26 protein-coding genes are annotated in these 25005 nt (G+C 48.3%); 12 read left to right on the forward strand and 14 right to left on the reverse strand.

The window, feature by feature from the left end; translation table 11 throughout:
- Positions 1-385 precede the first annotated feature (385 nt).
- Positions 386-1477, forward strand: a complete 1092-nt coding sequence (chaA, locus tag QMZ30_RS17165) for a sodium-potassium/proton antiporter ChaA (protein WP_283228294.1) — start codon at positions 386-388, stop codon at positions 1475-1477.
- A 67-nt stretch (positions 1478-1544) separates the two neighbouring features.
- Here chaA and kdsA read toward each other — a convergent pair whose 3' ends face one another.
- Genes kdsA through hemA form a run of 6 tightly spaced genes read right to left on the reverse strand, consistent with a single transcriptional unit; the run spans position 1545 to position 6855 of the window.
- Positions 1545-2399 (reverse strand): 3-deoxy-8-phosphooctulonate synthase, encoded by an 855-nt coding sequence (gene kdsA / locus QMZ30_RS17170; RefSeq protein WP_283228295.1) that lies wholly within the window; start codon positions 2397-2399, stop codon positions 1545-1547.
- A gap of 26 nt (positions 2400-2425) precedes the next feature.
- Positions 2426-3235 carry an invasion regulator SirB1 gene (sirB1, locus tag QMZ30_RS17175; RefSeq protein ID WP_039335192.1) on the reverse strand — a complete coding sequence of 270 codons (810 nt, stop codon included), beginning with the start codon at positions 3233-3235 and terminating at the stop codon, positions 2426-2428.
- A complete protein-coding gene (locus tag QMZ30_RS17180) occupies positions 3232-3630 on the reverse strand; it encodes a SirB2 family protein (protein WP_039335189.1) in 399 nt (132 codons plus the stop codon). Before QMZ30_RS17180 ends, sirB1 begins: the two co-directional genes overlap by 4 nt.
- A 14-nt stretch (positions 3631-3644) precedes the next feature.
- On the reverse strand, positions 3645-4475 hold the full coding sequence (prmC, locus tag QMZ30_RS17185) for a peptide chain release factor N(5)-glutamine methyltransferase (protein WP_283228296.1): 831 nt from the start codon (positions 4473-4475) through the stop codon (positions 3645-3647).
- Positions 4475-5557 carry a peptide chain release factor 1 gene (gene prfA / locus QMZ30_RS17190; protein WP_283228297.1) on the reverse strand — a complete coding sequence of 361 codons (1083 nt, stop codon included), beginning with the start codon at positions 5555-5557 and terminating at the stop codon, positions 4475-4477. Before prfA ends, prmC begins: the two co-directional genes overlap by 1 nt.
- A 41-nt stretch (positions 5558-5598) precedes the next feature.
- The gene (gene hemA / locus QMZ30_RS17195; RefSeq protein WP_039337413.1) at positions 5599-6855 is read right to left on the reverse strand and encodes a glutamyl-tRNA reductase; all 1257 of its coding nucleotides are present in this window, start codon (positions 6853-6855) and stop codon (positions 5599-5601) included.
- Positions 6856-7071: 216 nt separating this feature from the next.
- Here hemA and lolB point away from each other — a divergent pair, with 216 nt between their 5' ends.
- The 4 genes from lolB to QMZ30_RS17215 all read left to right on the forward strand — a co-directional run bounded on the left by lolB (position 7072) and on the right by QMZ30_RS17215 (position 11037).
- A complete protein-coding gene (lolB, locus tag QMZ30_RS17200; RefSeq protein ID WP_039337411.1) occupies positions 7072-7695 on the forward strand; it encodes a lipoprotein insertase outer membrane protein LolB in 624 nt (207 codons plus the stop codon).
- The gene (gene ispE, locus QMZ30_RS17205; RefSeq protein ID WP_283228298.1) at positions 7692-8561 is read left to right on the forward strand and encodes a 4-(cytidine 5'-diphospho)-2-C-methyl-D-erythritol kinase; all 870 of its coding nucleotides are present in this window, start codon (positions 7692-7694) and stop codon (positions 8559-8561) included. The genes lolB and ispE overlap by 4 nt, the downstream gene beginning before the upstream one ends.
- A gap of 125 nt (positions 8562-8686) precedes the next feature.
- Positions 8687-9634 carry a ribose-phosphate diphosphokinase gene (gene prs / locus QMZ30_RS17210; protein WP_102136006.1) on the forward strand — a complete coding sequence of 316 codons (948 nt, stop codon included), beginning with the start codon at positions 8687-8689 and terminating at the stop codon, positions 9632-9634.
- A 227-nt stretch (positions 9635-9861) separates the two neighbouring features.
- Positions 9862-11037 carry a GGDEF domain-containing protein gene (locus QMZ30_RS17215; protein ID WP_283228299.1) on the forward strand — a complete coding sequence of 392 codons (1176 nt, stop codon included), beginning with the start codon at positions 9862-9864 and terminating at the stop codon, positions 11035-11037.
- Here QMZ30_RS17215 and ychH read toward each other — a convergent pair.
- Positions 11034-11309, reverse strand: coding sequence for a stress-induced protein YchH (ychH, locus tag QMZ30_RS17220; RefSeq protein ID WP_283228300.1), 276 nt, complete (start codon positions 11307-11309; stop codon positions 11034-11036). The genes QMZ30_RS17215 and ychH overlap by 4 nt on opposite strands.
- Positions 11310-11567: 258 nt before the next feature.
- Here ychH and pth point away from each other — a divergent pair, with 258 nt between their 5' ends.
- The 6 genes from pth to QMZ30_RS17250 all read left to right on the forward strand — a co-directional run bounded on the left by pth (position 11568) and on the right by QMZ30_RS17250 (position 18390).
- Positions 11568-12155, forward strand: coding sequence for an aminoacyl-tRNA hydrolase (pth, locus tag QMZ30_RS17225; protein WP_283228301.1), 588 nt, complete (start codon positions 11568-11570; stop codon positions 12153-12155).
- Positions 12156-12266: 111 nt separating this feature from the next.
- Positions 12267-13358 (forward strand): redox-regulated ATPase YchF, encoded by a 1092-nt coding sequence (gene ychF / locus QMZ30_RS17230; RefSeq protein WP_039337399.1) that lies wholly within the window; start codon positions 12267-12269, stop codon positions 13356-13358.
- Positions 13359-13572: 214 nt separating this feature from the next.
- The gene (locus QMZ30_RS17235) at positions 13573-14739 is read left to right on the forward strand and encodes a tyrosine-type recombinase/integrase (protein WP_283228302.1); all 1167 of its coding nucleotides are present in this window, start codon (positions 13573-13575) and stop codon (positions 14737-14739) included.
- Positions 14740-15210: 471 nt separating this feature from the next.
- Complete coding sequence (locus QMZ30_RS17240) at positions 15211-16161, forward strand: retron St85 family RNA-directed DNA polymerase (protein WP_283228303.1); 951 nt, start codon at positions 15211-15213, stop codon at positions 16159-16161.
- Complete coding sequence (locus QMZ30_RS17245) at positions 16154-17752, forward strand: AAA family ATPase (RefSeq protein WP_283228304.1); 1599 nt, start codon at positions 16154-16156, stop codon at positions 17750-17752. The genes QMZ30_RS17240 and QMZ30_RS17245 overlap by 8 nt, the downstream gene beginning before the upstream one ends.
- Positions 17749-18390 (forward strand): HNH endonuclease family protein, encoded by a 642-nt coding sequence (locus tag QMZ30_RS17250; protein WP_283228305.1) that lies wholly within the window; start codon positions 17749-17751, stop codon positions 18388-18390. Before QMZ30_RS17245 ends, QMZ30_RS17250 begins: the two co-directional genes overlap by 4 nt.
- A gap of 156 nt (positions 18391-18546) precedes the next feature.
- On the opposite strand, the gene QMZ30_RS17255 is transcribed toward QMZ30_RS17250, so the two are convergent.
- The 3 genes from QMZ30_RS17255 to QMZ30_RS17265 form a co-directional block, all read right to left on the reverse strand.
- Positions 18547-20163, reverse strand: coding sequence for a DUF927 domain-containing protein (locus QMZ30_RS17255; RefSeq protein ID WP_283228306.1), 1617 nt, complete (start codon positions 20161-20163; stop codon positions 18547-18549).
- Positions 20164-20343: 180 nt separating this feature from the next.
- Complete coding sequence (locus QMZ30_RS17260) at positions 20344-21198, reverse strand: hypothetical protein (RefSeq protein WP_283228307.1); 855 nt, start codon at positions 21196-21198, stop codon at positions 20344-20346.
- Position 21199: 1 nt separating this feature from the next.
- Positions 21200-21394 carry a helix-turn-helix transcriptional regulator gene (locus tag QMZ30_RS17265; RefSeq protein ID WP_283228308.1) on the reverse strand — a complete coding sequence of 65 codons (195 nt, stop codon included), beginning with the start codon at positions 21392-21394 and terminating at the stop codon, positions 21200-21202.
- Between the two features lie 199 nt (positions 21395-21593).
- On the opposite strand from QMZ30_RS17265, the gene QMZ30_RS17270 reads away from it, so the two are divergent.
- A complete protein-coding gene (locus QMZ30_RS17270; protein WP_283228309.1) occupies positions 21594-22331 on the forward strand; it encodes a hypothetical protein in 738 nt (245 codons plus the stop codon).
- 201 nt (positions 22332-22532) lie between these two features.
- Here the strand turns inward: QMZ30_RS17270 and QMZ30_RS17275 are convergent, their stop codons facing one another.
- The 4 genes from QMZ30_RS17275 to QMZ30_RS17290 all read right to left on the reverse strand — a co-directional run bounded on the left by QMZ30_RS17275 (position 22533) and on the right by QMZ30_RS17290 (position 24967).
- Positions 22533-23462: a tyrosine-type recombinase/integrase gene (locus QMZ30_RS17275; protein ID WP_283228310.1), complete on the reverse strand. Its 930-nt coding sequence runs from the start codon at positions 23460-23462 to the stop codon at positions 22533-22535.
- A 46-nt stretch (positions 23463-23508) separates the two neighbouring features.
- On the reverse strand, positions 23509-23961 hold the full coding sequence (gene radC / locus QMZ30_RS17280; RefSeq protein ID WP_045814441.1) for a RadC family protein: 453 nt from the start codon (positions 23959-23961) through the stop codon (positions 23509-23511).
- A gap of 1 nt (position 23962) precedes the next feature.
- Positions 23963-24424 carry a hypothetical protein gene (locus QMZ30_RS17285; RefSeq protein ID WP_058771194.1) on the reverse strand — a complete coding sequence of 154 codons (462 nt, stop codon included), beginning with the start codon at positions 24422-24424 and terminating at the stop codon, positions 23963-23965.
- 123 nt (positions 24425-24547) lie between these two features.
- Positions 24548-24967, reverse strand: coding sequence for a DUF2787 family protein (locus QMZ30_RS17290; RefSeq protein ID WP_283228311.1), 420 nt, complete (start codon positions 24965-24967; stop codon positions 24548-24550).
- Positions 24968-25005 lie beyond the last annotated feature (38 nt).

The raw sequence follows: 25005 nt of genomic DNA on the forward strand, positions 1-25005 counted from the left end.
AGCATCGGCTGCCTGGCGAAGAACTTGAATTAGGGAGGCGGTTTAGTAGAGAGTCATGCATGCAAGTTAGAAAAGTCTAACTTTAGTTAATTAAACCGAAACTTCTTAATCAAACCAAAATAAGAGCGATTTAACCTCGTTAAATTTGGTGCCATTTTATAAATTAAGTGAATTTACTCTCATTTCAACCCAATGAATATCAGACGTTATTACTGGATAACACTCAGTTTTATCAACTTAGGTCATTAATACTCATTAAGTAAAAACGCGTAAAGACTCTGCAACACAACTGTTGAAAAGTTACACTGCGCTGCGTCAGAAAAGTCATTATATTTATCAGGCACTGATGGCCTGTTTTGGTTCTTTTTTCCAGAGAGGATGGTGAATGGCTACACATGAAAAGACCCGACATACCGAATACTCGTTGATTTTCCCCATTGCTGCGCTAGCGGTGCTGAGCTTCTTTGGCGGCCAAACCGCGCTGATGCCGGTTATCGGCATTAACTTGCTGTCTCTGGTGGCGATCCTATGCAGTGCGTTCAGCGTAGTACGTCACGCCGACGTTCTGGCACACCGCCTGGGCGAACCCTATGGCTCGCTGATTTTAAGCCTGTCGGTGGTGATCTTAGAAGTCAGCCTGATCTCCGCATTAATGGCCACCGGTGATGCTGCACCGGCGTTGATGCGCGATACCCTCTACTCCATCATTATGATTGTGACCGGCGGCCTGGTCGGTTTTGCGCTGCTGCTCGGCGGACGTAAATTTGCTACGCAGTATGTGAATCTGGCAGGCGTGAAACAGTACATGATTGCCATTTTCCCGTTGGCGATTTTAGTGTTGGTATTCCCCAACGCGCTACCGGGTGGTAATTTCACCACCGCCCAGGCACTGATTATCGCGGCTATTTCAGCGGCGATGTATGGCGTGTTCCTGCTGATTCAAACGAAAACGCACCAGAGTCTGTTTGTGTATGAGCATGAAGATGACGGCGACGATGGCGATCCCCATCACGGCAAGCCTTCCGCTCACAGTTCACTGTGGCATACCGTTTGGTTGATCGTGCATCTGATTGCCGTTATCGCGGTCACCAAGATGAACGCCAATACCCTGGAGCAACTGCTGACAGAACTGAATGCACCCGCGCAGTTCACCGGTTTCCTCGTCGCGTTGCTGATTCTGTCACCAGAAGGTTTGGGGGCGATTAAAGCGGTGTTGATGAACCAGGTCCAGCGCGCCATGAACCTGTTCTTTGGTTCGGTGTTAGCCACGATTTCCTTAACGGTTCCCGCAGTCAGCATCATTGCCACCCTGACGGGCCAGCAACTGATATTTGGTCTGGAGCCACCACATATGGTGATCATGAGTGCGGCATTGATCTTGTGTCACATCTCGTTCTCAACCGGACGTACCAATGTGCTAAACGGAGCCGCGCACCTGGCGCTGTTTGCAGGCTATTTACTGACAATCATGCTGTAAATCATGCCGCTACAATCATAAAAAAAGGCGCCATCACGGCGCCTTTTTTACAATCAGCAGCAATCAATCAGTTGCTGGTATCCAGCTCCGGGAAGCTCTTCACCAGGTCATCAATCGCTTTCATCTGCACCAGGAACGGCTCCAGCTTGTCCAGCGGCAGCGCAGAAGGACCGTCGCATTTCGCGCTGTTTGGTTCTGGGTGCGCTTCAATGAACAGGCCGGCAATACCAACAGCCATACCCGCACGGGCCAGTTCACCTACCTGCGCACGACGGCCGCCTGAGGCTGCACCGAATGGATCGCGAGTCTGCAAAGCATGCGTGACGTCGAAGATCACCGGGCTGTTGTTAGTGACGTTCTTCATCACGTTAAAGCCAAGCATATCTACAACCAGATTATCATAACCAAAGTTGCTACCACGGTCGCACAGGATCACTTTGTCATTACCGCCTTCGGCGAATTTATCGACAATGTTACCCATCTGGCCAGGGCTAACGAACTGAGGTTTCTTCACGTTAATCACCGCACCAGTTTTCGCCATTGCTTCAACCAGATCGGTTTGACGAGCGAGGAAGGCAGGCAGCTGAATCACGTCAACCACATCGGCAACAGGCTGCGCCTGTGATGCTTCATGAACGTCAGTGATGATTTTCACGCCGAAAGCCTGCTTCAGCTCCTGGAAAATCTTCATGCCCTCTTCCAGGCCCGGACCGCGATAAGATTTGATGGAAGAGCGGTTAGCTTTGTCAAAAGAGGCTTTGAACACGTAAGGAATGCCGAGTTTGTCGGTCACTTTTACATAGTGTTCGCAAATACGCATGGCGAGGTCGCGCGATTCCAGCACGTTCATACCGCCAAAGAGAACAAATGGCAGATCGTTTGCGACCTTAATATCGCCAATATTCACTATTTTCTGGGTCATGCCTTTTCCTTTTTTTCGAGGGACGCTTAATGCAGCGTCACCTGTTTCTGTTCAATTGCGTGAATCTGCACTTTAATCATTTCGCTGACCGGGTCCTCAGGACACTGCTCAACGAAGTAGGTCAAATCGGTCAATGCGATATGTTCGCACTCAAGCTGGGCATAGATTAGACCACGATCGCGTATTTCATACGGATCATCAGGATCAATCTGCAGCAATACCTTGCTGACATTCAGCGCCAGCTCCATCTGCTTCTCTTCCATCAACGCCGCTTTTAGCGTATCGAGCATTTTGCGCATCACGTTGATGGTTTTCGCTTCGTCGAGATCGTCGTTATAGAGTTTGGCTGTCGGGCTGATATTGCCCTTGAGCCACACTTCCAGCGTATGTTTATCGAGCGTCTCGCCGTTAAACGGGTTGATCAGCCACATTTCGCCATCAAGCCAGTCAGCACGCAGAATCAACTGAGTGGGGAAAATTACCGGCATCAACGGCAGTTCCAGCTCATCCGCGATATGCAGCAGAATCACGCCCAGTGATACCGCGGTGCCCTGACGGCTCTTCAGCACTTTATCTATCCACAGTGCATCGGATAAATTGTAGACACCGCTGGCGCCGCCAAATCCCCATTCGCGATAAAACAAGTCCAGCAGTTTGCCTAACTGCAAATCTGCGTCCTGCTCACTGCTAACAAACTCACGGGCTTCATCTACTAAGGCGGCCAACTGTTGCTGGACAGAGGGCGCGGAAAAATCATTGCGTATGGCGCAGGTCGCACCAATCACCGCTTCACTCAACGGTGTTTCACTGTAATCGAGTTGCTCTGGCGAGGTCATACTATCCCCAATATCGGCATTTTGGTCATCGCCAGCTTAATCACAAACAGCAACGCAACGATTGCAATCAGGCAAGCGATCCAACGTGTCCCCATCTTGCGTGGGCGACGGCTTAATGCCACGGAACCTAAGGCGATGTAGATGATAACCCCTAACAGCTTCTCCGTCAGCCAGCTTCCTTGTGGCGAGAACGGATAAAAGTGCGTTATCACCACCAACCCCACGCCGCTGAGCAGCAAAAAGGTATCGTTAATATGAGGAGCGATGCGCACCCAGCGGCGTTGCAGCATGGCAGACCCGGTAGTCAGCCAATAAAAGCGCAGCAGAAACAGGCTGATAGTCAGCGCAACGGTCAGGAGGTGAAAATGTTTAATCAGCGGATACCAGCTCGCCATTGTACTTCCTTAAATCAGAGAAATTGTCCAAGAGTGACGCGGGGATTGCCGCCATAATCATTGACGCTGCTGACCTGCTGATAGCCATGTTGCGTCATAACGGCCCGTACCGCTTCATCCTGTTGCCAGCCGTGTTCCAGCAAGAGCCAGCCGCCAGGTTGCAACCATTGCGGCGCGCTCTGAATGATGAAGCGCAAATCGGCCAGCCCGGCATCATCCGCCACCAGCGCGCTAAGCGGTTCAAAACGCACATCCCCCTGCTGCAGATGTTCATCGGCGGCATCGATATAAGGAGGATTGCTGACAATCAGGTCAAAACGTTGGGCGGGGAGATGGTTAAACCAGTGGCTAAGCTGAAAACGGGCATTGGTAATGTGCAGGCGCTGTGCATTATCTTGTGCCAGCGCGACAGCTTCGGGTATGCGGTCACATCCTAGCACCTGGCAATCCGGCCGTTCACTCGCCAGGGCTAGCGCAATGGCACCCGTGCCCGTGCCAAGATCAAGCAGTGAGGATGGTGTTGCTGGTACGCGTACCAGCGCCTGTTCCACCAGCACTTCCGTATCCGGGCGCGGAATCAGCGTGGCATCACTGACGCGCAGCGGCAACGACCAGAACTCGCGCTCGCCCACCAGATGGGCAATGGGTTCACCGGTCACCCGGCGTACCAACAGCGCATCAAGCTCGGCGATTTGTGCGGCGTCGAGCTCAGTATCATCAAACGCCACCAGCCAACTGCGCGATTTATCGGTGACAAAACCCAGCAAAATTTCCGCATCGCGCTTCGGGCTATCGCCGCCAGAAAGGGCAACCACCGCCTGCTGCAGCCAGTGACGAATGATCATCAATCCTGTCCAGCCAACGCGGCCAGCTGATCGGCTTGATACTCCTGGACGATCGGTTCAATCAGGCTATCCAGCTTGCCTTCCATGGTCTCGTCCAGACGGTAAAGCGTCAGGTTAATACGGTGGTCGGTCACGCGGCCCTGTGGGAAATTGTAGGTACGGTTACGGTCGGAACGGTCACCACTGCCCAACAGGTTACGGCGGGTTGACGCTTCTGCCGCATTGCGTTTAGCGGTTTCCGCGGCGTGAATACGTGCACCCAACACCGCCAATGCTTTGGCTTTGTTTTTATGCTGCGAGCGCTCGTCCTGGCACTCCACCACAATACCGGTCGGTAAGTGGGTAATACGGATAGCCGAGTCGGTGGTGTTGACGTGCTGACCACCCGCCCCAGAGGAGCGGAAAGTATCAATTTTCAGATCGCCCGCGTTAATTTCTGGCATTTCCGCTTCGGGCAGTTCCGGCATCACCGCAACGGTACAGGCAGAGGTATGAATACGCCCCTGAGATTCCGTTTCGGGCACGCGTTGCACGCGATGGCCGCCTGACTCAAACTTCAAACGACCGTAAGCACCGTCGCCAATAATGCGCGCGATGACCTCTTTGTAACCGCCGTGCTCGCCTTCGTTAGCACTGATGATTTCCACCTGCCAACGGCGAGATTCTGCATAACGGCTGTACATACGGAACAGATCGCCGGCAAAGATGGCCGCTTCATCACCGCCGGTTCCGGCGCGCACTTCCACAAAGCACGAGCGTTCATCGTCAGGGTCTTTCGGCAGCAACAGTACCTGAAGTTGCTGTTCCAGCACTTCACGCTTCTCACGCGACAGTTTTAATTCTTCATTGGCCATTTCGCGCATTTCAGGATCATCGAGCATCATTTCAGCGGTTTCGATATCTTCCTGCACTTGCTGCCAGTCACGGAAACAACGAGTGACATCGGTCAGCTGAGCATATTCGCGAGACAATGCGCGGAAACGTTCTTGATCGCCAATAACGCCGGCATCGCCCAGTAACGCTTCCACTTCTTCGTGGCGCTCCTGGAGGGCTTCCAGCTTGGCAACAATAGAGCTCTTCATATAATAGAGGGTATCCCAGTGATAGGTCGTGACAGACCAGATTACTCTAAACCGAGGCTGTCACGTAAGATCTGCAGGCGTTCGCTGTCGCCGTCGCGCGCGGCCTGCTGCAATGATTTGGTTGGTGCATGAATAAGGCGATTAGTCAGCTTGTGCGCTAACTCTTGTAAAACTTTCTCAGCATCCGCGCCCTGGCGCAGAGCGGCTAACGCACGCTCTTGCAGTTCTGCGCGGACGTCGTCAGCCTGCGAGCGGTACTCACGGATGGTGTCACCCGCACTTTGCGCACGCAGCCACGCCATAAACTCACCGCTTTCCTGCACCACAATGCTTTCAGCCTGTACGGCGGCGGCTTTACGCTGCGCCATGTTCTGTTCGATGATCGCCTGCAGGTCATCGACGCTGTACAAATAGGCGTTGGCCAGTTTACCCACTTCGGGTTCGACATCACGCGGTACGGCAATATCCACCAGCAACATCGGCTGATTACGGCGCGCCTTCAACGCGCGCTCTACCATGCCTTTACCAATAATCGGCAAGGGGCTGGCGGTGGAAGAGATAATAATGTCCGCATCTGCCAGACGCGTTTCGATATCACCCAAACCGATCACTTCTGCACCCACTTCGTCCGCCAGCAGTTGAGCGCGTTCACGGGTGCGGTTGGCAATCATCAGCTTTTGTACTTTGTGTTCACGCAGGTGACGCGCCACCAACTCGATGGTTTCACCGGCTCCCACCAGCAGGACGTTGACCGTGCTGAGGGATTCGAAAATTTGACGGGCTAACGAGCAGGCAGCAAAGGCGACGGACACCGCACTGGCACCGATTTCGGTTTCAGTACGGACACGTTTGGCAACGGAGAAGGTTTTCTGGAACATACGCTCCAGTTCGCTGCTCAACGCATGGTCACGCGATGAGTCAGCATGGGCTTTTTTCACCTGCCCAAGAATTTGTGGCTCACCCAACACCAGTGAATCCAGACCGCTGGCGACACGCATCAGATGGCTTACCGCCGCATTATCCTGATGCCAGTACAGGCTCGCGCGGACATCCTCTTCCCGCAGATCGTGATACTCACATAACCAGCGCACCAGCCTCTCCTGCAGGTCCGTTTGCTGCTCTACGCTGAGGTAAAGTTCAGTCCGGTTACAGGTTGAGAGCACCACACCGCTCTGCACCATTGGCTGGGACAGCAGGCTGTTTAATGCCTGATCCAGCGTGTCGGGCAGAAACGCAACACGTTCGCGCAGGGCGACAGGTGCGGTTTTGTGGTTGATTCCGAGTGCAAGCAGCGTCATGGTGATCGGGTTGGGATGTCCCAATGATTGTCAGGGTTTTGTGAAGCGCATTCTACAAGATGCCACAGATCAAGAAAAGCCATACAAAGGCTATGACTGTAATAAGATTAAACTGATCGTGCGCAATTATCATTACATCGGCATTGACGGCACAGATTTGGATGGTTAGCGTTACCTGTTAGGAATTAAAAACGTGTCTGAGGAGACGACCACGTGATGCAATTGCCCCCGCGCAAGTTGTTGCGCCTTCTGCCCCTTGCCAGCGTGTTGCTGGCTGCTTGTAGCATCAACAAACCCCAGGGTCCGGGTCCCAGCACCACTTCACCGCAATGGCAGCAACATCAACAAGCTGTCGCGAAAATCACCCAGTATCAAACGCGCGGCGCATTTGCCTATCTCTCTGATAAGCAAAAAGTGTATGCACGCTTTAACTGGCAGCAAACCGCCGCTGACCGCTATCGTCTGCTGCTCACCAACCCGCTTGGTAGCACCGAGTTGCAGCTTGATGCCCAGGGTTCCGTGGTGCAAATCGTCGATAACAAAGGCAAGCGTTACGTCAGCAACGATGCCGAGAAGATGATCTCTCAGCTCACCGGCATGGATATTCCGCTGGCGAACCTACGCCAATGGATGATGGGCCTGCCAGGTGATGCCACCGATTATCAGCTGAACAGCAGCTACCAGTTGCAGAGCGTTAACTACAGCCGCAATGGACAACAGTGGAAAGTGAACATTTCCGATTACGACAGCAAGGTTAACCCGCCGCTGCCAGCCAATCTTGAACTGACCGAAGGTGGCCAGCGCATCAAACTGCGTATGGATAGCTGGACCACGAAATGATCACCACCTGGCCCGCTCCGGCAAAACTGAACCTGTTTCTCTACATCACTGGCCGTCGTCCTGACGGTTATCACAACCTGCAAACACTGTTTCAGTTTCTTGATCACGGTGACACGCTGGAGATCACCACGGACAGCAGCGATAGCATTACACTGCTTACACCGCTGGCAGGTGTGCCCGATGAAGAGAACTTAATTGTGCGCGCCGCGCAGGCACTGAAACAGGCCGCTGCCGCGCGCGGCACGTTGCCAGCCAATGCTGGTGCGCAGATCGCACTTGAAAAACGTTTGCCGATGGGCGGTGGCCTGGGCGGTGGCTCCTCTGATGCAGCTACCGTGCTGGTCGCGCTCAACCATTTATGGCAAACACAGCTTAGCGTGGATGAGTTAGCCACCCTAGGTGTGGCGCTCGGTGCCGATGTCCCGGTGTTCGTCCGTGGGCATGCCGCCTTTGCCGAAGGGGTTGGCGAACAGATTCAACCCGCTAAACCGGAAGAGAAATGGTACCTCGTCGCGCATCCAGGGGTCAGCATTGCTACCCCCGATCTGTTTCGCGATCCGGAACTGACGCGCAATTCACCGATACGCACATTAGATGAGCTGTTACAGCGTCCTTTTCACAATGATTGTGAAGCTGTGGCAAGAAAACGTTTTCGCGAGGTTGATGCGCTGCTTTCCTGGCTGCTAGAATACGCGCCGTCGCGCCTGACCGGGACCGGAGCTTGTGTGTTTGCTGAATTTAACACCGAGTCCGACGCTCGTCAGGTGCTGGAGCTTGCCCCGAAATGGATTTGCGGATTTGTGGCGCGCGGGCTTAATATCTCGCCGTTGCAACGCACCCTTTCCGGGCTCAAAGCGTATGCGTGACAATGCCACCCTGTTCCAGGCACTGCACGTGACGCATTAACACACCCGTATGAACGACTTCAAAAGTATTCGCCGGTTACTTTTGAAATGTTCATTCTCTGGACGACAAGCCTGAGGTTCCTCTCGTGCCTGATATGAAGCTTTTTGCTGGTAACGCTACCCCGGAACTAGCACAACGTATTGCCAACCGCCTTTACACTAGCCTCGGAGACGCCGCCGTCGGCCGCTTCAGTGATGGTGAAGTAAGCGTACAGATCAACGAAAATGTACGCGGTGGTGATATTTTCATCATCCAGTCCACCTGTGCCCCCACCAATGATAATCTGATGGAGCTGGTTGTGATGGTCGACGCTTTGCGTCGGGCTTCTGCTGGTCGTATTACTGCTGTTATCCCTTACTTTGGTTATGCCCGTCAGGACCGCCGTGTGCGTTCTGCTCGTGTGCCTATCACCGCCAAAGTGGTTGCCGATTTCCTCTCCAGCGTGGGTGTTGACCGTGTTCTGACAGTTGACCTGCACGCCGAACAGATCCAGGGCTTCTTCGATGTCCCGGTTGATAACGTGTTCGGTAGCCCAGTTCTGCTGGAAGACATGCTGCAAATTGGTCTGGAAAACCCGATTGTGGTTTCACCCGATATCGGTGGTGTCGTGCGCGCCCGCGCTATCGCGAAACTGCTGAATGACGCTGATATGGCCATCATCGACAAACGTCGCCCACGCGCAAACGTTTCTCAGGTCATGCACATTATCGGTGACGTTGCCGGTCGTGACTGTGTACTGGTCGACGATATGATCGACACCGGCGGTACGCTGTGCAAAGCGGCTGAAGCGTTGAAAGAACGCGGCGCGAAACGTGTCTTCGCTTACGCAACTCACCCTATCTTCTCCGGCAACGCCGTTGAAAACCTGCGTAAGTCAGTGATTGATCAGGTCATCGTGTGCGACACCATCCCGCTGTCGGATGAGATGAAGTCGCTGCCAAATGTGCGTACCTTAACGCTCTCTGGCATGTTGGCCGAAGCGATTCGTCGTATCAGCAACGAAGAATCTATCTCCGCAATGTTTGAACATTAATTCATTGCATGAAACCGGGCCCCGCGCCCGGTTTTGTTTTTTATCTCCTCAGTCTTAACAACCGATGAAGCCGCTTTCGCTACAGATATTTTCGCGATAAATTTCGTTAAAACACGCCATTCTCGCTGCCTTTCACTCTTTTCATTTCAGACACCATGCTGCGCTTTAGCACTCTAATGATTAGTGGTATTTTTCCTGTCACTTTTTTTCTGAGAACTCCGACCACTATGACTCTCGACATCTATACATTATTTGTTTGTGAGCTCTACGTGCTCGGATTTTTGAGTATTATTCTGGTCTTCGCCTGGATGGGGTCGCAGTACGATCGCGTCCTGGGCTTCACCACTCTCGCGCTCAGCCTGACGCTGTTAGCCGTTTTCCTTAGCAGTCTTCGCAGCGCCGGATTTCACTTTCTGCCGATTGCCGTGGGCAACGTCGTCATGCTGCTTGCTTATGGCAATCTGTTGAATGCGTTTCGCATCTTTTGTGGCAAACCCTTGGGATTAAGCTGGCTGGCTGGTGCCTTACTCTGGGCGATACTCTGTATTTTCCCCGAGTTTTATCACAGCCAACCCAAGCGGGTGCTGGTGCTCTGTCTGCTTTGTATTATTTATACTGGCGCGCTGATTCGCCTTTTATGGCATTCGCGCGCATCGCTGACGGTGACATTTTGGCCGGCTCAGATGCTGTTGTGGATCCATCTGCTGTTTCATGTGGCGCGGATCTTTCTGGATGATGCCATTGCTACGCCGGTGCGCGGTGCTATTGCCGGTTCCAGCTTCTCGGTTTATGTGATCCTTGAGTCGATACTGTTTGTGATTGGCTTAACATTTACTATCCTGGCAATGGTGAATGAGCGTACGCAGATAGCGCACAAACTGGCCTCGCTGCACGATCCTCTTACCAGCGTATGGAATCGCCGTGCGCTGTTCGAGCATGCTGACCGATTGGTGATGCGCAATGCCCGTCATCCTAAGCCGTATATCTATACGGCGGTGCTGTTTGACCTCGACCATTTCAAAAGCATTAACGATCGCTATGGGCATCAGCAAGGGGATCGAGTATTAATCGATTTTTGCCATGTGGTACAGGCGCTGTTACCCGCAGAGGGGCAGTTTGCCCGTTTGGGCGGAGAAGAGTTTGCCGCCATTTTACCTGGCAACAGTGAGGAGGCACAACGCGTGTGCGAACGTATTCGACTGGCAACGCAGTTATCGATGCCTAACGACGTCTGTTACACGGTGAGTATTGGCTTCGCCACCGCGATTCATCGCGATCAAACATTCCCGATTTTACTTGGGCTGGCAGATGAAGCGCTTTATCGCGCGAAAGCCAGTGGCCGTAACCGCATCGAAGGTTATCGAGTGCCGTTACAGCCCCTACAGGAGGCGATGCTCACTTAATGTGAGGAGTGATTACGACGGCAACGTTTATCACCATAATGTCGCAGCCAGTAGTAGCGGTCTTCCACTCTTTCACGTCCGCTGACGCGCGCGCCGATCAACCACAGCAATGCGCCGATGAAGATACTGAACATCGCACCATGGGCGAGGAACTGAGGCAGATGCAGTGAAGGTAGCTGATTAATAATGGAATAACCGACACCCAGTACCATCGTCAGCAAACCCAGACACATCAGGCCATTACCCACATAGCGGCAGTTTTGACGTTTCATGATTCACCTCCATCCTTATGAAAGAACAAACAGCACGTATGGTTAACTTGTCATAAGTTTAGGCAATGGCATGCGGTTAAGTTGCGTACAGGATCACACATCCTTCACAATCTCTGACATTTCTTTACCCTCAGCCTGTTGATTTCGATAGAAATTGATTAGTCACACAGCGTCATTATCTGGCCATTACACCCTTTGTCATCCCTGCCTGCAGGCAGTAAACTATCGCCCTTTCCGCAGTGAGACAGGATAAACATCGTGAGCAGCATTAAACTGATTGTGGGGCTGGCCAATCCCGGCGCTGAATACGCCGCAACGCGCCATAATGCAGGTGCCTGGTACGTGGATTTGCTGGCTGAGAGGCATAATCAGTCGTTAAAAGAGGAGCCGAAATTTTACGGCTACACTGCGCGCCTGTCATTGGCAGGCGAAGACGTACGCCTGTTGGTGCCAACGACGTTTATGAACCTGAGTGGCAAAGCGGTAGCAGCGATGGCGACTTTCTATCGCATCACGCCTGAAGAAATTTTAGTGGCGCACGATGAGCTGGACTTACCGCCAGGCGTGGCGAAGTTCAAACAGGGTGGCGGTCACGGCGGTCACAATGGCCTGAAGGACATTATTAGCAAACTGGGCAACAATAATAATTTCCACCGTTTGCGTGTTGGCATCGGCCATCCGGGTGACCGTAATAAAGTGACGGGTTTTGTTTTAGGTAAACCCCCGGCCAGCGAACAAAAGCTGATTGATGATGCCGTCGATGAAGCCGTACGTTGCACTGAAGTCTGGCTGAAAGAAGACAAGATCAAGGCGATGAACCGCCTTCACGCCTTCAAGGCCTGCTAAGGCCAATTCCCGCGCCGCAGAAGGTAATTCTGTGTATAATGCGCGAAATTTTTTGAATCTGTCGACGCTGTCAGTCAGCGCCGCACACTCAGTGATAAAGGTAATCAGACCATGGGATTTAAATGCGGTATTGTGGGCCTGCCGAACGTCGGTAAATCCACCCTGTTCAACGCGCTGACCAAAGCGGGTATCGAAGCAGCCAACTTTCCGTTCTGCACCATCGAGCCAAACACCGGTGTCGTGCCAATGCCCGATCTGCGCCTCGATCAGCTGAGCGACATCGTTAAGCCACAGCGCGTAGTGCCAACCACCATGGAATTCGTCGATATCGCCGGTCTGGTGAAAGGCGCCTCGAAAGGTGAAGGCCTGGGTAACCAGTTCCTGACCAACATCCGTGAAACCGAAGCGATCGGCCACGTGGTGCGCTGCTTTGAAAACGACAACATCATCCACGTTTCCGGCAAAGTGAACCCGGCGGAAGATATTGACGTTATCAACACCGAACTGGCGTTGTCAGACCTTGATACCTGCGAACGCGCCATTCAGCGCTGCCAGAAAAAAGCCAAAGGCGGCGACAAAGATGCCAAAGCTGAACTGGCTGCTCTGGAGAAGTGCCTGCCGCACCTTGAACAGGCTGGCATGTTGCGCGCGCTGAAACTGGATGCGGACGAGAAAGCGGCAATCCGCTACCTGAGCTTCCTGACGCTGAAACCGACCATGTATATCGCTAACGTCAACGAAGACGGTTTCGAAAACAACCCATATCTTGATCAGGTACGCGCGATCGCTGAAGCCGAAGGCTCCGTGGTGGTGCCAGTCTGTGCGGCTGTCGAGTCTGATATCGCCGAACTGGACGATGAAGAGCGTGATGAATTCATGGCGGAATTGGGTCTGGAAGAACCAGGTCTGAACCGTGTGATTCGCGCGGGTTATGCACTGCTTAACCTGCAAACTTACTTCACCGCTGGCGTGAAAGAAGTACGTGCATGGACCATCCCTGTGGGTGCCACTGCGCCGCAAGCGGCAGGTAAAATCCACACCGACTTCGAGAAAGGCTTTATCCGCGCGCAGACCATCGCCTTTGATGACTTCGTCACCTACAAGGGTGAGCAAGGTGCGAAAGAAGCCGGCAAGATGCGTTCAGAAGGTAAAGAGTACATCGTGAAAGATGGCGACGTGATGAACTTCTTGTTCAACGTCTGAATAAAATGTGTTGTCTCATGAGGTTTCATTTAATCTCATGGCTTTCACAAAAAATGTTTAAATCCACGCAGTTGCGTGGATTTTTCGTTTCATAGCGTCTCAAATGATTTCGTAGAAGCGCAGTTAAAAATGAGTACGTAGGTGAGTACATCAAACTTCCATCTTTATTTTTAGTGAGTACAATGGCGGTATAATAAATATACAAGGAATCGTTATGCTCACTGATACTCAATGCCGCACAGCAAAAGCGAAAGAAAAGCTCTATCGTCTCAACGATTTCAATGGCTTATACCTTGAAGTTAAACCTAATGGCAAAAAGGCGTGGCGCTATCGGTTTAAACTTAACGGTAAATCCAGCATGTTTGCGCTGGGTGAGTACCCTACGGTTAAACTTGCCGAAGCTCGCGAGAAATGTGATCAAGCGCGTAAACAAGTCGCCAATGGAGTTAGCCCTACTCAGGCTCGCCAGTTAGATAAAATCCGCAAGGTCAATGACGCATCCAACACCTTTGAGCTAGTCGCTAAAGAGTGGTTGCAGATGAAAGACTGGGCCGAAATCACCAAAACGCGGCGACTAGATATGCTTAAACGTGTGGTTTTCCCCGCAATAGGTAAGCTACCTGTCAGGGAAATAACCTCGCACCACATTCTAAAAATTCTTCAGGAAACGGCTAAACGCGGCGCTCCGTCCGTTGCCGCTGAAGCCCGCCGGACTATTTCATCGATTTTCGAGCTGGCTGTAGCGACACTCAGAGCAGATAGCGATCCTGTATGGCCAGTACGTAAGGCGATTCCGGCAAATAAAACGCAGCACAAACAGGCGCTGTCTCCGCAGCAAATCGGTAAGTTATTAGGCTGTTTTGACAACAGTCGCGGAACATACCAAGTAAACTATTGCATGTGGCTAATGTGGTGGACGCTTGCGCGTCCTGCCGAAGTCACCGAAGCAGAATGGGCCGAATTCGATCTTGATAATGCACTATGGACCATTCCGGCTTCGCGCATGAAAGCTCGCAGAGAACACGTTATTCCCCTGCCCTACCAAGCAGTCAAAATGCTCAGAACACTACAGGGATTGACCGGGCATCGGCCGCACCTTTTCCCGGGAAGAGATAATCCGCTAGGTCCAATGACATCTCACTCTCTGCGACAGTTACTTAAAAGCCTCGGCTGGAGCGGAACATATAGCCCACATGCAACCCGAACCACAGGAAGTACACGTTTAAACGAGATGGGCTATCGACCTGATGCTATTGAGGCCCAACTTGCGCACGCTGATATCAACAATGTTCGTCGCACATACAACCATGCAACTTATCTTGATGAACGTAAAGTAATGATGCAGGAATGGGCAGATAAACTGGAAATGCTGACTACATAACGCTTGATAATACATCAATGGCCCCCTGCTAAGTGCTTACAATCGTAAAGTCAGTCCAACTATAGGGCAGGATCGTCTATCGGGTAGGGTCAGTCCATTACTGAGAGTTTAGTTTCCAAGATTTGCGGGGCAGTTTTGCGAGCATATCCCCCTGTTCAAGTGCCCAATTTCAGTAAACCACTACAGTTAAGCCCCGCATAAGCATAGATATACGTTGATTTTTATAGTATAAATATCTAGTCCTTTAGCGTATAGACGGTCATCGTCTTGTCGGGCGTTCAGCCAGACACTAAGTTATTGGAAGGTTTATGAGGTTGCGGTAGGTATAATCCTCCGCCGCTCCATGCCTTGCATCTCACGGCGGAGGATTATACCTACCGCATCCTTAAGTGAAGGACGTTGACAGACTGGCATCAATGCCAGTCTGTCTTTTCACTCTACTGTGGGAAGAACTCTGGATATGAGGATGAAATGAAGTTACATTTGTATGCTAAATTGACTAAAGATCTCGATAAATCCAGAAGTGCTGTTGAGCGTTATATTTATAATGCTCCGATGAAATATAAAGTATATACCATCCCTAAAAGGACTTCTGGCCAACGAGTTATAGCTCATCCGGCAAGAAAGTTGAAGATATTTCAGCGCGCTTTAATAAAGGTAATTGAACCGCATTTTAATTTGCACATTAAAGCCATGGCGTATAGAAATGGTATTGGGATCAAGCACAACGCAGCCATACATCAAAACAATAATTATTTATTAAAGTTAGATTTCAATGATTTCTTTAATAGCATCACACCTGATTTACTTTTCACGCACTTTTTGCAAAAAGAAATATTACTTAGTGATGCTGAAAAAAAATTATTGACTAATACATTTTTCTGGAACAAACCCAAAAAAAAAGATGGTAAACTGGTCCTTAGTGTTGGAGCTCCAAGCTCGCCTTTCATTTCTAATCTGATCCTATTTCCTTTTGACGAACTGATTGACGATTATTGCACCAAGAAGAATATATCTTATTCAAGATATGCTGATGACCTAACATTCTCTACTTCTGAGAAGAATATATTATTCCAGCTACCAAGCTTAGTTAAGAGATATTTAAGCTCAATATATAAAAATAAAATTACAATTAATGAATTTAAAACGGTATTCTCATCCAAGGCTCATAATAGGCATGTGACTGGGGTTACAATAACAAATACTGGCGAGCTCTCTATCGGCAGAGAAAGGAAAAGGTTAATATCATCATTAATCCATAAGTTTAAAATTGGAGAGCTAAACTTGGATCTCACTCGATATTTACAGGGATTACTATCATTTGCATCTGATGTAGAGCCTAGCTTCAAATCTAGGATGGAATTGAAATACTCCCCAAGTACTATTGAAAAGATTATTAAGTTTAGAGGTGAAAATGAATAAAAGGATCACAAGCACAATACATAAACTTGATAAAAAAGCTAAGAATAACTCTTGGGAAGCTGCTTATCAACTTTATGAGTACTATCTCGAAGGTAAGTACGTAGAGCAAGATTATGAAACAGCACAGTTTTATATAGACCTTGCTACTAAAAACATTAAATCAACCTATGTTTATTTGGAAGATATATCATTATTAGAGTTTCGAGCTCTAAATGAATTGACTTTGAATTTTCCAGAGAAAAACCTGACTGTACTTGCTGGTGAAAATGGCGTTGGGAAATCATCAGTGCTCGATGGATTATCTTATTCGTTAAGCTGGCTAGTCAATAGAATACTCTACAAAGGTGGAAAAGGAAAAGAAATTGAAAGGTTAGATATTAGAGATGATTCAACGAGAGGCTATTCGTCAATCATTATAAAATTAGCCATTAATCGCTTTGCAAAAGCTAACTTAGAGTTATGTGAACTACACGTCGGTAGTTCAGCCAATAAAAAAAGCCACCTGAATGAAATATCAAAATTAGGGGCCCTTTACAAGTTTGCCGGTGAAAATGATGCTTTATTTACTTTGCCTATCTTTGCACATTACGGGGTTTCAAGAACAATTGACATTAGTACAAAAGATTTGAGCACAATTGATGATGTCAATTTACATCAAATCAACAATCGATTCGAAGCATATGTTAATTCTTTTTCAGGAAAAGCTGATATCAAATCATTCCTGAAATGGTTCAAAAGACTTGATGACATAGAAAAACATAGGATTGTTTCATCGGAAAATTTACCCACTGATGATGATCTGATTAATAAACTAGCTATTTTGGCTATTAACGATTTGAACGCCCGAAAACTTCTTGAATCACTAAAGTCGAAAGAAAAGAAAAATGAAGACGATAGTACCCTTTGGGAAATAAGCAAGATCAAAAAAACACTTAATCAGGTTATCAATGTCTTTATGGACGGATACTCTGACTTGTCAATTGAATTAGAACCGAACTTAAGGCTCACTATAACAAAAAATGGACACAAATTAAACATACTCCAACTATCACAAGGTGAGAAAAGTTTAATTGCACTTCTATTAGACATAACAAGAAGGATGGTAGTCTTAAACCCTCACATTGAGAACCCCCTTCAATCCCCCGGTATTATTATTATCGATGAATTGGATTTACACCTGCACCCGCGATGGCAGAGAAGTATTGTAAGTAATTTTGAATACATTTTCCCAAATTGTCAGTTCATAGTTTCAACTCATTCCCCACAAGTTATAAGTGAAGTTAGGCATGGGCAAGTTATAATGCTTGATACAAATGACGATGGTATTGTATATGGATACAATCCGAAGCAATCATATGGTTTAACATCCAATGAAATATTAAATGAATTAATGAGTGAGAATGAAAACCAGCTAAAGAGAAGCAGCGAAGTTGAATATCAAATTAATTACATCTTCGATTTGATCGAGGAGGGGAAAATTGAAGAAGCAAAAGAAGAAATATCAAATTTAGAAGAGTCTCTTAATGGAGACATACCTGAGTTAGTTAAAGCAAAAATGGAAATTGAACTTATTGAATGGGATAGACAATGAGGCAAATCAAAAAAAAAAGAGAGCCTAGAGAACTGTCGGCTTATAAAAAAATAAAAGATGCGGCCTACGATGGGCCTGGCTTTGGCCCTGTGAAAGAAAAAATAAGACTTAGCCTACTTGCTGAACAGGGACACCTATGTGCCTATTGTATGAAGCGCATTAACGAAAATGAAATGAAGATTGAACATTGGGCTTGCCAACATGAAAATAGTGACAAGCAACTTGATTATAAGAATTTGTTGGCTTGTTGTAAGGGGCATGAAGGTTCCGCACTTAAAGAGCAAACATGTGACACTCGTAAAGGTGGAAGGGATTTAAAACTTTCTCCTGCGACTCCCACACATAGGATCAATAACCTAATTAATTATGACAATCAAGGAACAATTAAATCCAATGATATTGACTTTAACAACCAGTTAAACGACATACTTAACCTGAACACCAGTAGACTTAAAAGCAATAGACTCGGAGTGCTTGATAAAATAAAAGAAATCCTTCATGAAAATAGAGATAAGAGAAAAGTTAATGAAATACAAAAATTATTAGATATTTACACTCAAAAAAGCAGCAAAGGAACCTACTTTGAATACTATGGTATAGTTATTAACTACCTTGAAAAAAAAATTTCTAGAGGATGACTGGCATCAATGTATTCAACTTGAACTTTTTAAACAACAGCACCTTTCATTTCTGGCATATTGGTAAGTTATGGCGCTAGTAATTAAATTTTAGCGCCAGCAACTTGGTAATCAAACTTAAGAATAATCAAACAACACTGTAGGCCTTCTTTCTTGTTATAAAGAATCCCACGTATTAATTTTTAGACAGTAACGACGTCTAAGACGATTCCCCCCTCCTCCTAACTGCCTCGTTGCCCGTCCTTTAGCATCTGGATATAAGCATCCTTTTTGGATTAGTCCAACGATCACTTGCTTGTAATCACCAATAATATTTTCCTTTAAAAACTCAGCTTTAACGGCTAAAACCTCAACACCTCCGATAGCATGAGCTATTACATTCATTTCATTCATCCTATCGACATCCCATTGACTTTTAGATGGGATATAAACATCATTTTTAAGTGCATCTTTTAGCGTTTGAGTAAACACCTCCTCTTTTAAAGGCGCTTTATAGCAGGCTTTTGCATAGCACCAAGAAATACCATACATAACATCTTCCATATTGAATGGGAATATTTTACACCTTACTGCAATAATTCCACTTGCATAAGCCAGCGCAAACCTTTTAGCCATGCGTTTTTCAAATCCATTCAGCCCATCAACATTATGAATTTTAAGAAACTTACGGACATGTTTATCAATCCTTTCCTTTAAAATACCCGGCGTCTTATCCAGTAGTTTTTCTAATAGTGCAGGGCCTGCCGTGCCGTGATAGCGCTGGCAATTTTCCTTAATTACTTCGGCATAATCGCTAGGCATTATCCCTTCTGGCAAAGTAGTGAAAATCCCCAAATCATTTTCACAGTCAACGGGTACATCAATAAACCTTGCCTGCTCACCTTTTTTGCGTAACATGTCCCCCTCAGCAGCATGCTGAGCAAGGCCGCTTTCTCCATTGCTGATTGCGTTAACACGCCATAAAGCTTTGTGCTTTTGAAAATTGATTGACCTCTGTTTGCCTCCCCCTGAGCCTAGTAAGTAGATCAGTTTCTGCATTTTCTGCGCGGCCTCTTTCTTGTTTTTATCCAACAATCCGAGTTCATCCAATATGAGCAGGCTATGATTTCTTGACTCAGCAAGTTCTTCGAACGCAGTTTCTGTAAGATTCCAATCACAAATATATTCGTCGTTACTAATAACTGAAGCGGCAACAAGCAGAGCTGTGGTTTTCCCTCTCGAACTGTCCCCATAGAGATGGAACCCACCCGACTCAAAGTCCGTAAAATTGATGCAATACCCTGCTATTGCACTGCACAACGCAAGCATAATATATGGACTGTGCAATGCACATGGTGCGACATTAGTCTGCCATTGCTTCAAAGTACCTTTTGGATTTTCGGTATTTTTAAATGCCTGTGAATCGGGATGAGGCATCGGAGGATGCTCAAGGTACTCACCGAATACTTCCCCACTGCCCGTCAGATAGCATTGCGAACCGTCAACGTTCACAAATCCCGGCCTCATACATAATGTAACCCGCCCTTTAGGAAGGCTCCTGAGATGGTTTACGATCTGCTTAAAATCACTTTCTGAAACATCCAAGCTAAGACCAGCATCCGTGAGGAACTCACGTAGCTTGCGCATATCATTTACCAAACTGGAGGGTATTAGTTTCTTAACCCACTTACCGCTATGGCAGTTTTTAATCTTAATTAGCCGATGTGCTCGCTGATGTCCCTGCGCATCAGACAAAGCTAATAAACGCACAGGTAATTTTTTCATTTTAATCATGGAATTTCTCCTCAAGCTCTTCTAAAACTGAAGGCCCAATCACACAATCACTAAATCACCACGCTATACGTCAGCTTTTAGCGTGAAGTGAAATTCATGGCGGGAAACTATTCAGTGTTGCCCACCACATATGCTCAACTCATGCTCCCAATGCACCTAGCAGCTACATTGAGGGTATACTTATGAGTAATCGCTTTGCCCAACTTGGACATTTACAGCGAACGTGAGCATCCCATCGCTTAAGCGATCAAGCTTCACAAGTGATTTGGCGTAAACGCCTGCACTCTTGATTCGCCGAGGTTTTTTACTCTTCTTGAGCTTGTTTTCTGCGTTGAGAAACCATGGATACTCCATCCAGATGCCAGTTATGCAATAACTCATTTGACGCTCAACATTCGTGATTACATCAATACGCATCGGCCGATTGCGCTTGCCTTCACGCGCAAGAAGGTTCTTTTTCCGCAACATGTACTGCCTCACCATTTCCAGCTTCTCTGGTTCATTTGGCATAAGTAAATGCAAATGAGGTAACCAATGGCTCTGCTTCTTATCGTGGGTAAAGTTGTGGTAATCCATCTCGAAGCCACCGATGATCGGTGACTTGAAGCCTATCCGTTGCATCACCTTTAGTACGCGTTGTTTCAACTTGCTGTATTCCCAATAGAGGAGTTCTGATGTTGAATGTTTATCCGCATAGAACACCAGTGTTACCGCTACATAGTCTTCTTGATGCGCTTTGATGTAGGGCACCCACTTCTGCATAAACCTCAGCCTGCGATATAGGTGACATAAGCTGCACGCCATACTTCCGCACGGTTCTTCCGGGCTACAGTTCTCCAATTTGTTCGCTACGTGAATGCACTCCTCGTGAGCTTTGGGCATACCGAACTTACGCAATGCTTTCACTCGTATGGCGTTTTCAGCCAAGGTCTGATCGACAGTCTCAAACCCAGGCATAGCCTTGCTGATAGCTTTAGCCACTTTTTCAAGCTCAGGGAATACCGATTTGTAGTTCGTGTAATGTGGTCGTTGCATCTTATTCCCCCTTAACCGGCATACGGCTGGTAATCCAAGCGTCAATATCTTCTGAGAGCCACCCTACAGCCCGCCCTTGTGGTGAAAGCCTCAATTGAGATGGGAAGCAACCAACGGATATATAACGATAAAGTGTCGCGTTTGATATGCCGCAACGGTGTAGAACTTCTGACTTTTTGATAATTCGGTTGGTCATTTGATGACTCCAGTAGTGAATGGAGTCAGCTCTTTAAAAGCCTCAACAAAATGAAGAAGAAAGCAGGTTGTCAAATCGGCATGGATCAATATAAGCAATTGAAATTACTGATTTAAAAAAAATCATATTTTTTTATTTTTGTTGAGCCTCATTATGATATGTTGAGCCTCAATAACCTCTCTGGGTAAGGAAACATCTAATGCCTGCTAAGAAACAGCCTCCAACGAAAAAGACGCTCATAGCTCCTAGCGATAAGCCGAGTGCAGTAAGCCGCAGGACAAAAAATCAGCTTTATGCGCAAGTGGGTATCAAGGAACAGAAGGTATTTCTGGGAAAGGATGCGCTTGATAAATTGAGGTTCCTTTTAAACCTCCAATATAGCCACGAAGATGATGTTGATGACCGGGACCCGCTAGTGTTGGGGGATGTGCTGAGTTACTGCATTAACACCTGCTATAACTTAAAGTCTTTCAAGGCTGAGAGAACCAGTAATGCCCCAAAAGCAATAACGGCGGCTAAGACTCCACAAGGTCAGCGCCTCTATCGTTACCATCAGATGGCAAAAATCACCGATGCCTCAGAGCTGTCGAAAACCTTCAATGCTTGCGATAAGCGCGGTAAACCCTATTTTCCTCACACAGATGATGTCGCTGCGCACTTCGATTGGGGCGATGATTTTAGCGAAATGCCGGATGCTGAAGAGTCAGAGTGCAGTGATAATGAGGACAAAGATGAATGGCTGGCACATGAAATCCAGAAGCTGCGTGATGCTAAAGCAGTAAGGAAATGCATTAAGAAATGGAATGAAGAGGCCTTTCCGACTAAGAATGAGCAGCCCGTGTCAGTGGACGAAGTTGGGGTAACCCCGAAATTAAAAAAGCCAAAAGTGAATAAGATTTCAAGTGATCCAGCTGACGATGATTTTCCTGATTTTTGATTTATGCGCAAAAACACGGGCGTTCATGGCAACGCCTTGCTCCCCAAGGGCTCTGTAAGAGAGTAATGCTATATTTCATGTTTTTTGCTGACACAGTGGAAACATCACATTTGCCCGCATAACATGAGCGAAGGCCTTGGTGGATAAGGGAGTGTCGTGAAAATAGCCATTGTTGGCGAGATGATCGTGAGTCGGCTGGCATTACCAGCATCGTAGCCGCTGTGAAGCCATAACCTTTGCTTGATCCCCTCGATGATCGTAACTGGCTGTAGTGCTGATGTCGCTATGGCCTGCCAGCTGACGTACGGTGTTGATATCCACGCCCTGTTCCAGCAAACGGGTGATGAAGGTGCGCCGCATATCATGCGGGGTAAAACGTGCTATGCCTGCCGTTTGCTGTAACTCAGCCAGGATACCCGTTAACCCGGTTGTTGTCAGAGGCTGGCTGGCGACCTTACCGTTGCGCTGGATACGGTTGAACAGTGCGCTGTCAGCTTCATCTGCGCCAACTTTCAGCCACGCGCGGATAGCCTTATCCACTGCATCCGCTACGTGAATTTCACGGTATTTGCGCCCCTTTCCTTGCCTCACTGTCAGAATGCCATTGTTATAGTCCCGGCGTTCAAGTTTGACCAGTTCCCCGGCCCGCAGGCCCGTTCCGCAAAGTGTCAGCACAATAGCGGCATCACGGTAGCGCCGTATCGGTTGCGGATGCTGTTTTGCGGCCTGAATCAGCGCGCGGATTTCCTGCCTGTCCAGCGCCCTTCCCTTGCGCTGGATATCGCCGCTCACGTGCTTTACTGACCGGATACGTGCCAGCGTTTCGGCATTCATACAATTGAGGTTAAAGGCCGTCTGCGCCACGCCCCGCAGTGCTGATAACGCCATGTTCACCGACGACACGGCGTAACCGTCATCCAGCAGTGCCGCTCGTACTTTAGCGACGGCAGCGTAGTTAAGTTGTTCCCACGGGTAGTTATCTGCACCCACACCGCGTTTAAGTATGCCGGCACTGCGGTTTAACAGGCTGGTGATACCTCTGCGCCCCGAGGGAGCCAGACCGGCAATATACGCATCAAACACGGTTGTTTGTACCACCGAAACGACCTGACGCAACGCAGCCCCGCTCATGCGCGTAACCCGCAATAACGTACATTAAACCAAGTAACTGCTCGCATCAGACCAGCCCTCGTTCAGCCATCGAAACTGTTTCAACGCCAGCAACGATAAAGTGATCCAACAACCGTACGTCCAGCATCTCCAGCAGCCCCTTTAGCTTTTTAGTCAGATTGATATCACTTCGGCTGGGTTCCGGCTCGCCGCTGGGGTGGTTGTGAACGAGAATTGCTGCGGCGGCGTTGTGTTTCAGTACAAGCTTGATTACTTCGCGGGGGTGAACGCTGACCGTATTCAATGTACCCCTGAACAAAGTTTCCCGATGTAACAGCTGATTCTGATTATTGAGCAAGATTATGCCAAACTCTTCATGTTCAAGCGGTGCCAACTCAACCATTACACACCGCCTGACATCATCAGGACAGGATAGCTGAACGCCATACTGATAATACCTGCTGATAATGTCGCGCGCCTTATCAAGGATGCGGGTTTCACGTTGGTTAAACATCGTCATGTCAGAACTCCCGTTCAATAAAATAGATAGCATCTGCAAATAGCTGGCGGCGAGTCAGACCAATGCGCAGTGAGAAGGCTTTACGTGGCATAGTGGTGCGCCCGTTACTGTCGAAGAACCAGAGAGTTTCCTCGTCCATTTTGACCAGAAGTGACCAATGAAACTGATCGCTGAGAAGGATGAGGCGGGAATGGTCAGTGACGTCCAGAAACCGCTGCATTTCCCTGAAAAGTCGTCCGTCTGCCAGCCCCTTCTTTCCAGCAAAGGGTTTGGTTATTTCAACCGGGAACTGACGGCTGTAATGTCCTTTCTGCAAAACCTGAGCCATCAGCCAGTCGAGGCGATCTTCCTCAATACCTTCGGTCAGCCATTCATTTAAAGGCCAACGCAGCTGATAGGTCTGAGTAAGTCGGTTCATTAGTGGGCGTCGCTTAACCTTCCCGTCATATAACCAGCTCAGCATATTAACCAAGCAATAAGCACCGCAAAGGCTGTCCAGTTCTCCCTGTTGAGACGCACGTATCCCTCTGTTTGCAGTCACAGATAATGTCTCCGTTGTATTTAATGATTAATCAGTGCGGTGGGATTAGCTTTCCCAACTGACGGTGAGCGAGTAGGCCTTCAGAAAGTGATAGTGGACAAAGTTACGCTGCCATAGCTCAAAAATGTCGCGCCCTTCTCCTGGATGTAAGTCACCAACGAAAGACAGGAATACATAACGCTGGCTCCAGCTAAAGTCAATATCTTTTTCAAGCTCAGGGTAAAGCCCCATATATTTGAAGTCGGTGATGTAATCGAAATACCATTCATCGTTTCTGGACGTCAGTCTTATCTCTACAGGATGATACCCACCGTTTTCGGCACTGTAATTGAAATCTTTGAATAATAAAGTGACTGCCCGAACATTGGGACTGGTGGGTGGCCTCCTAGATATCTCTTTAAATATAATATTAATTAACTCCTGACTTACGGGCATAGAAAGCCCTTCCTGACGGATAATATCCATGCTCGTCTATTCCGGTAAATATATAATGGGTTAATAAC

The sequence above is a fragment of the Pantoea sp. EA-12 genome, assembly GCF_030053355.1.
In the GTDB taxonomy this organism is placed as follows: domain Bacteria; phylum Pseudomonadota; class Gammaproteobacteria; order Enterobacterales; family Enterobacteriaceae; genus Pantoea; species Pantoea vagans_C.

Bases quoted from the DNA above. Each gene is read 5' to 3' on its own strand.
- radC (WP_045814441.1), bottom strand. From the start codon at position 23,961: ATGACGATGTTTAACCAACGTGAAACCCGCATCCTTGATAAGGCGCGC.
- QMZ30_RS17235 (WP_283228302.1), top strand. From the start codon at position 13,573: ATGCTCACTGATACTCAATGCCGCACAGCAAAAGCGAAAGAAAAGCTC.
- QMZ30_RS17255 (WP_283228306.1), bottom strand. From the start codon at position 20,163: ATGATTAAAATGAAAAAATTACCTGTGCGTTTATTAGCTTTGTCTGAT.
- QMZ30_RS17265 (WP_283228308.1), bottom strand. From the start codon at position 21,394: ATGACCAACCGAATTATCAAAAAGTCAGAAGTTCTACACCGTTGCGGC.
- QMZ30_RS17215 (WP_283228299.1), top strand. From the start codon at position 9,862: ATGACTCTCGACATCTATACATTATTTGTTTGTGAGCTCTACGTGCTC.
- QMZ30_RS17290 (WP_283228311.1), bottom strand. From the start codon at position 24,967: ATGGATATTATCCGTCAGGAAGGGCTTTCTATGCCCGTAAGTCAGGAG.
- QMZ30_RS17260 (WP_283228307.1), bottom strand. From the start codon at position 21,198: ATGCAACGACCACATTACACGAACTACAAATCGGTATTCCCTGAGCTT.
- QMZ30_RS17250 (WP_283228305.1), top strand. From the start codon at position 17,749: ATGAGGCAAATCAAAAAAAAAAGAGAGCCTAGAGAACTGTCGGCTTAT.
- QMZ30_RS17285 (WP_058771194.1), bottom strand. From the start codon at position 24,424: ATGCTGAGCTGGTTATATGACGGGAAGGTTAAGCGACGCCCACTAATG.
- hemA (WP_039337413.1), bottom strand. From the start codon at position 6,855: ATGACGCTGCTTGCACTCGGAATCAACCACAAAACCGCACCTGTCGCC.
- ispE (WP_283228298.1), top strand. From the start codon at position 7,692: ATGATCACCACCTGGCCCGCTCCGGCAAAACTGAACCTGTTTCTCTAC.
- prmC (WP_283228296.1), bottom strand. From the start codon at position 4,475: ATGATCATTCGTCACTGGCTGCAGCAGGCGGTGGTTGCCCTTTCTGGC.
- chaA (WP_283228294.1), top strand. From the start codon at position 386: ATGGCTACACATGAAAAGACCCGACATACCGAATACTCGTTGATTTTC.
- kdsA (WP_283228295.1), bottom strand. From the start codon at position 2,399: ATGACCCAGAAAATAGTGAATATTGGCGATATTAAGGTCGCAAACGAT.
- lolB (WP_039337411.1), top strand. From the start codon at position 7,072: ATGCAATTGCCCCCGCGCAAGTTGTTGCGCCTTCTGCCCCTTGCCAGC.
- QMZ30_RS17270 (WP_283228309.1), top strand. From the start codon at position 21,594: ATGCCTGCTAAGAAACAGCCTCCAACGAAAAAGACGCTCATAGCTCCT.
- prfA (WP_283228297.1), bottom strand. From the start codon at position 5,557: ATGAAGAGCTCTATTGTTGCCAAGCTGGAAGCCCTCCAGGAGCGCCAC.
- QMZ30_RS17275 (WP_283228310.1), bottom strand. From the start codon at position 23,462: ATGAGCGGGGCTGCGTTGCGTCAGGTCGTTTCGGTGGTACAAACAACC.
- ychF (WP_039337399.1), top strand. From the start codon at position 12,267: ATGGGATTTAAATGCGGTATTGTGGGCCTGCCGAACGTCGGTAAATCC.
- QMZ30_RS17240 (WP_283228303.1), top strand. From the start codon at position 15,211: ATGAAGTTACATTTGTATGCTAAATTGACTAAAGATCTCGATAAATCC.
- QMZ30_RS17180 (WP_039335189.1), bottom strand. From the start codon at position 3,630: ATGGCGAGCTGGTATCCGCTGATTAAACATTTTCACCTCCTGACCGTT.
- QMZ30_RS17245 (WP_283228304.1), top strand. From the start codon at position 16,154: ATGAATAAAAGGATCACAAGCACAATACATAAACTTGATAAAAAAGCT.
- ychH (WP_283228300.1), bottom strand. From the start codon at position 11,309: ATGAAACGTCAAAACTGCCGCTATGTGGGTAATGGCCTGATGTGTCTG.
- sirB1 (WP_039335192.1), bottom strand. From the start codon at position 3,235: ATGACCTCGCCAGAGCAACTCGATTACAGTGAAACACCGTTGAGTGAA.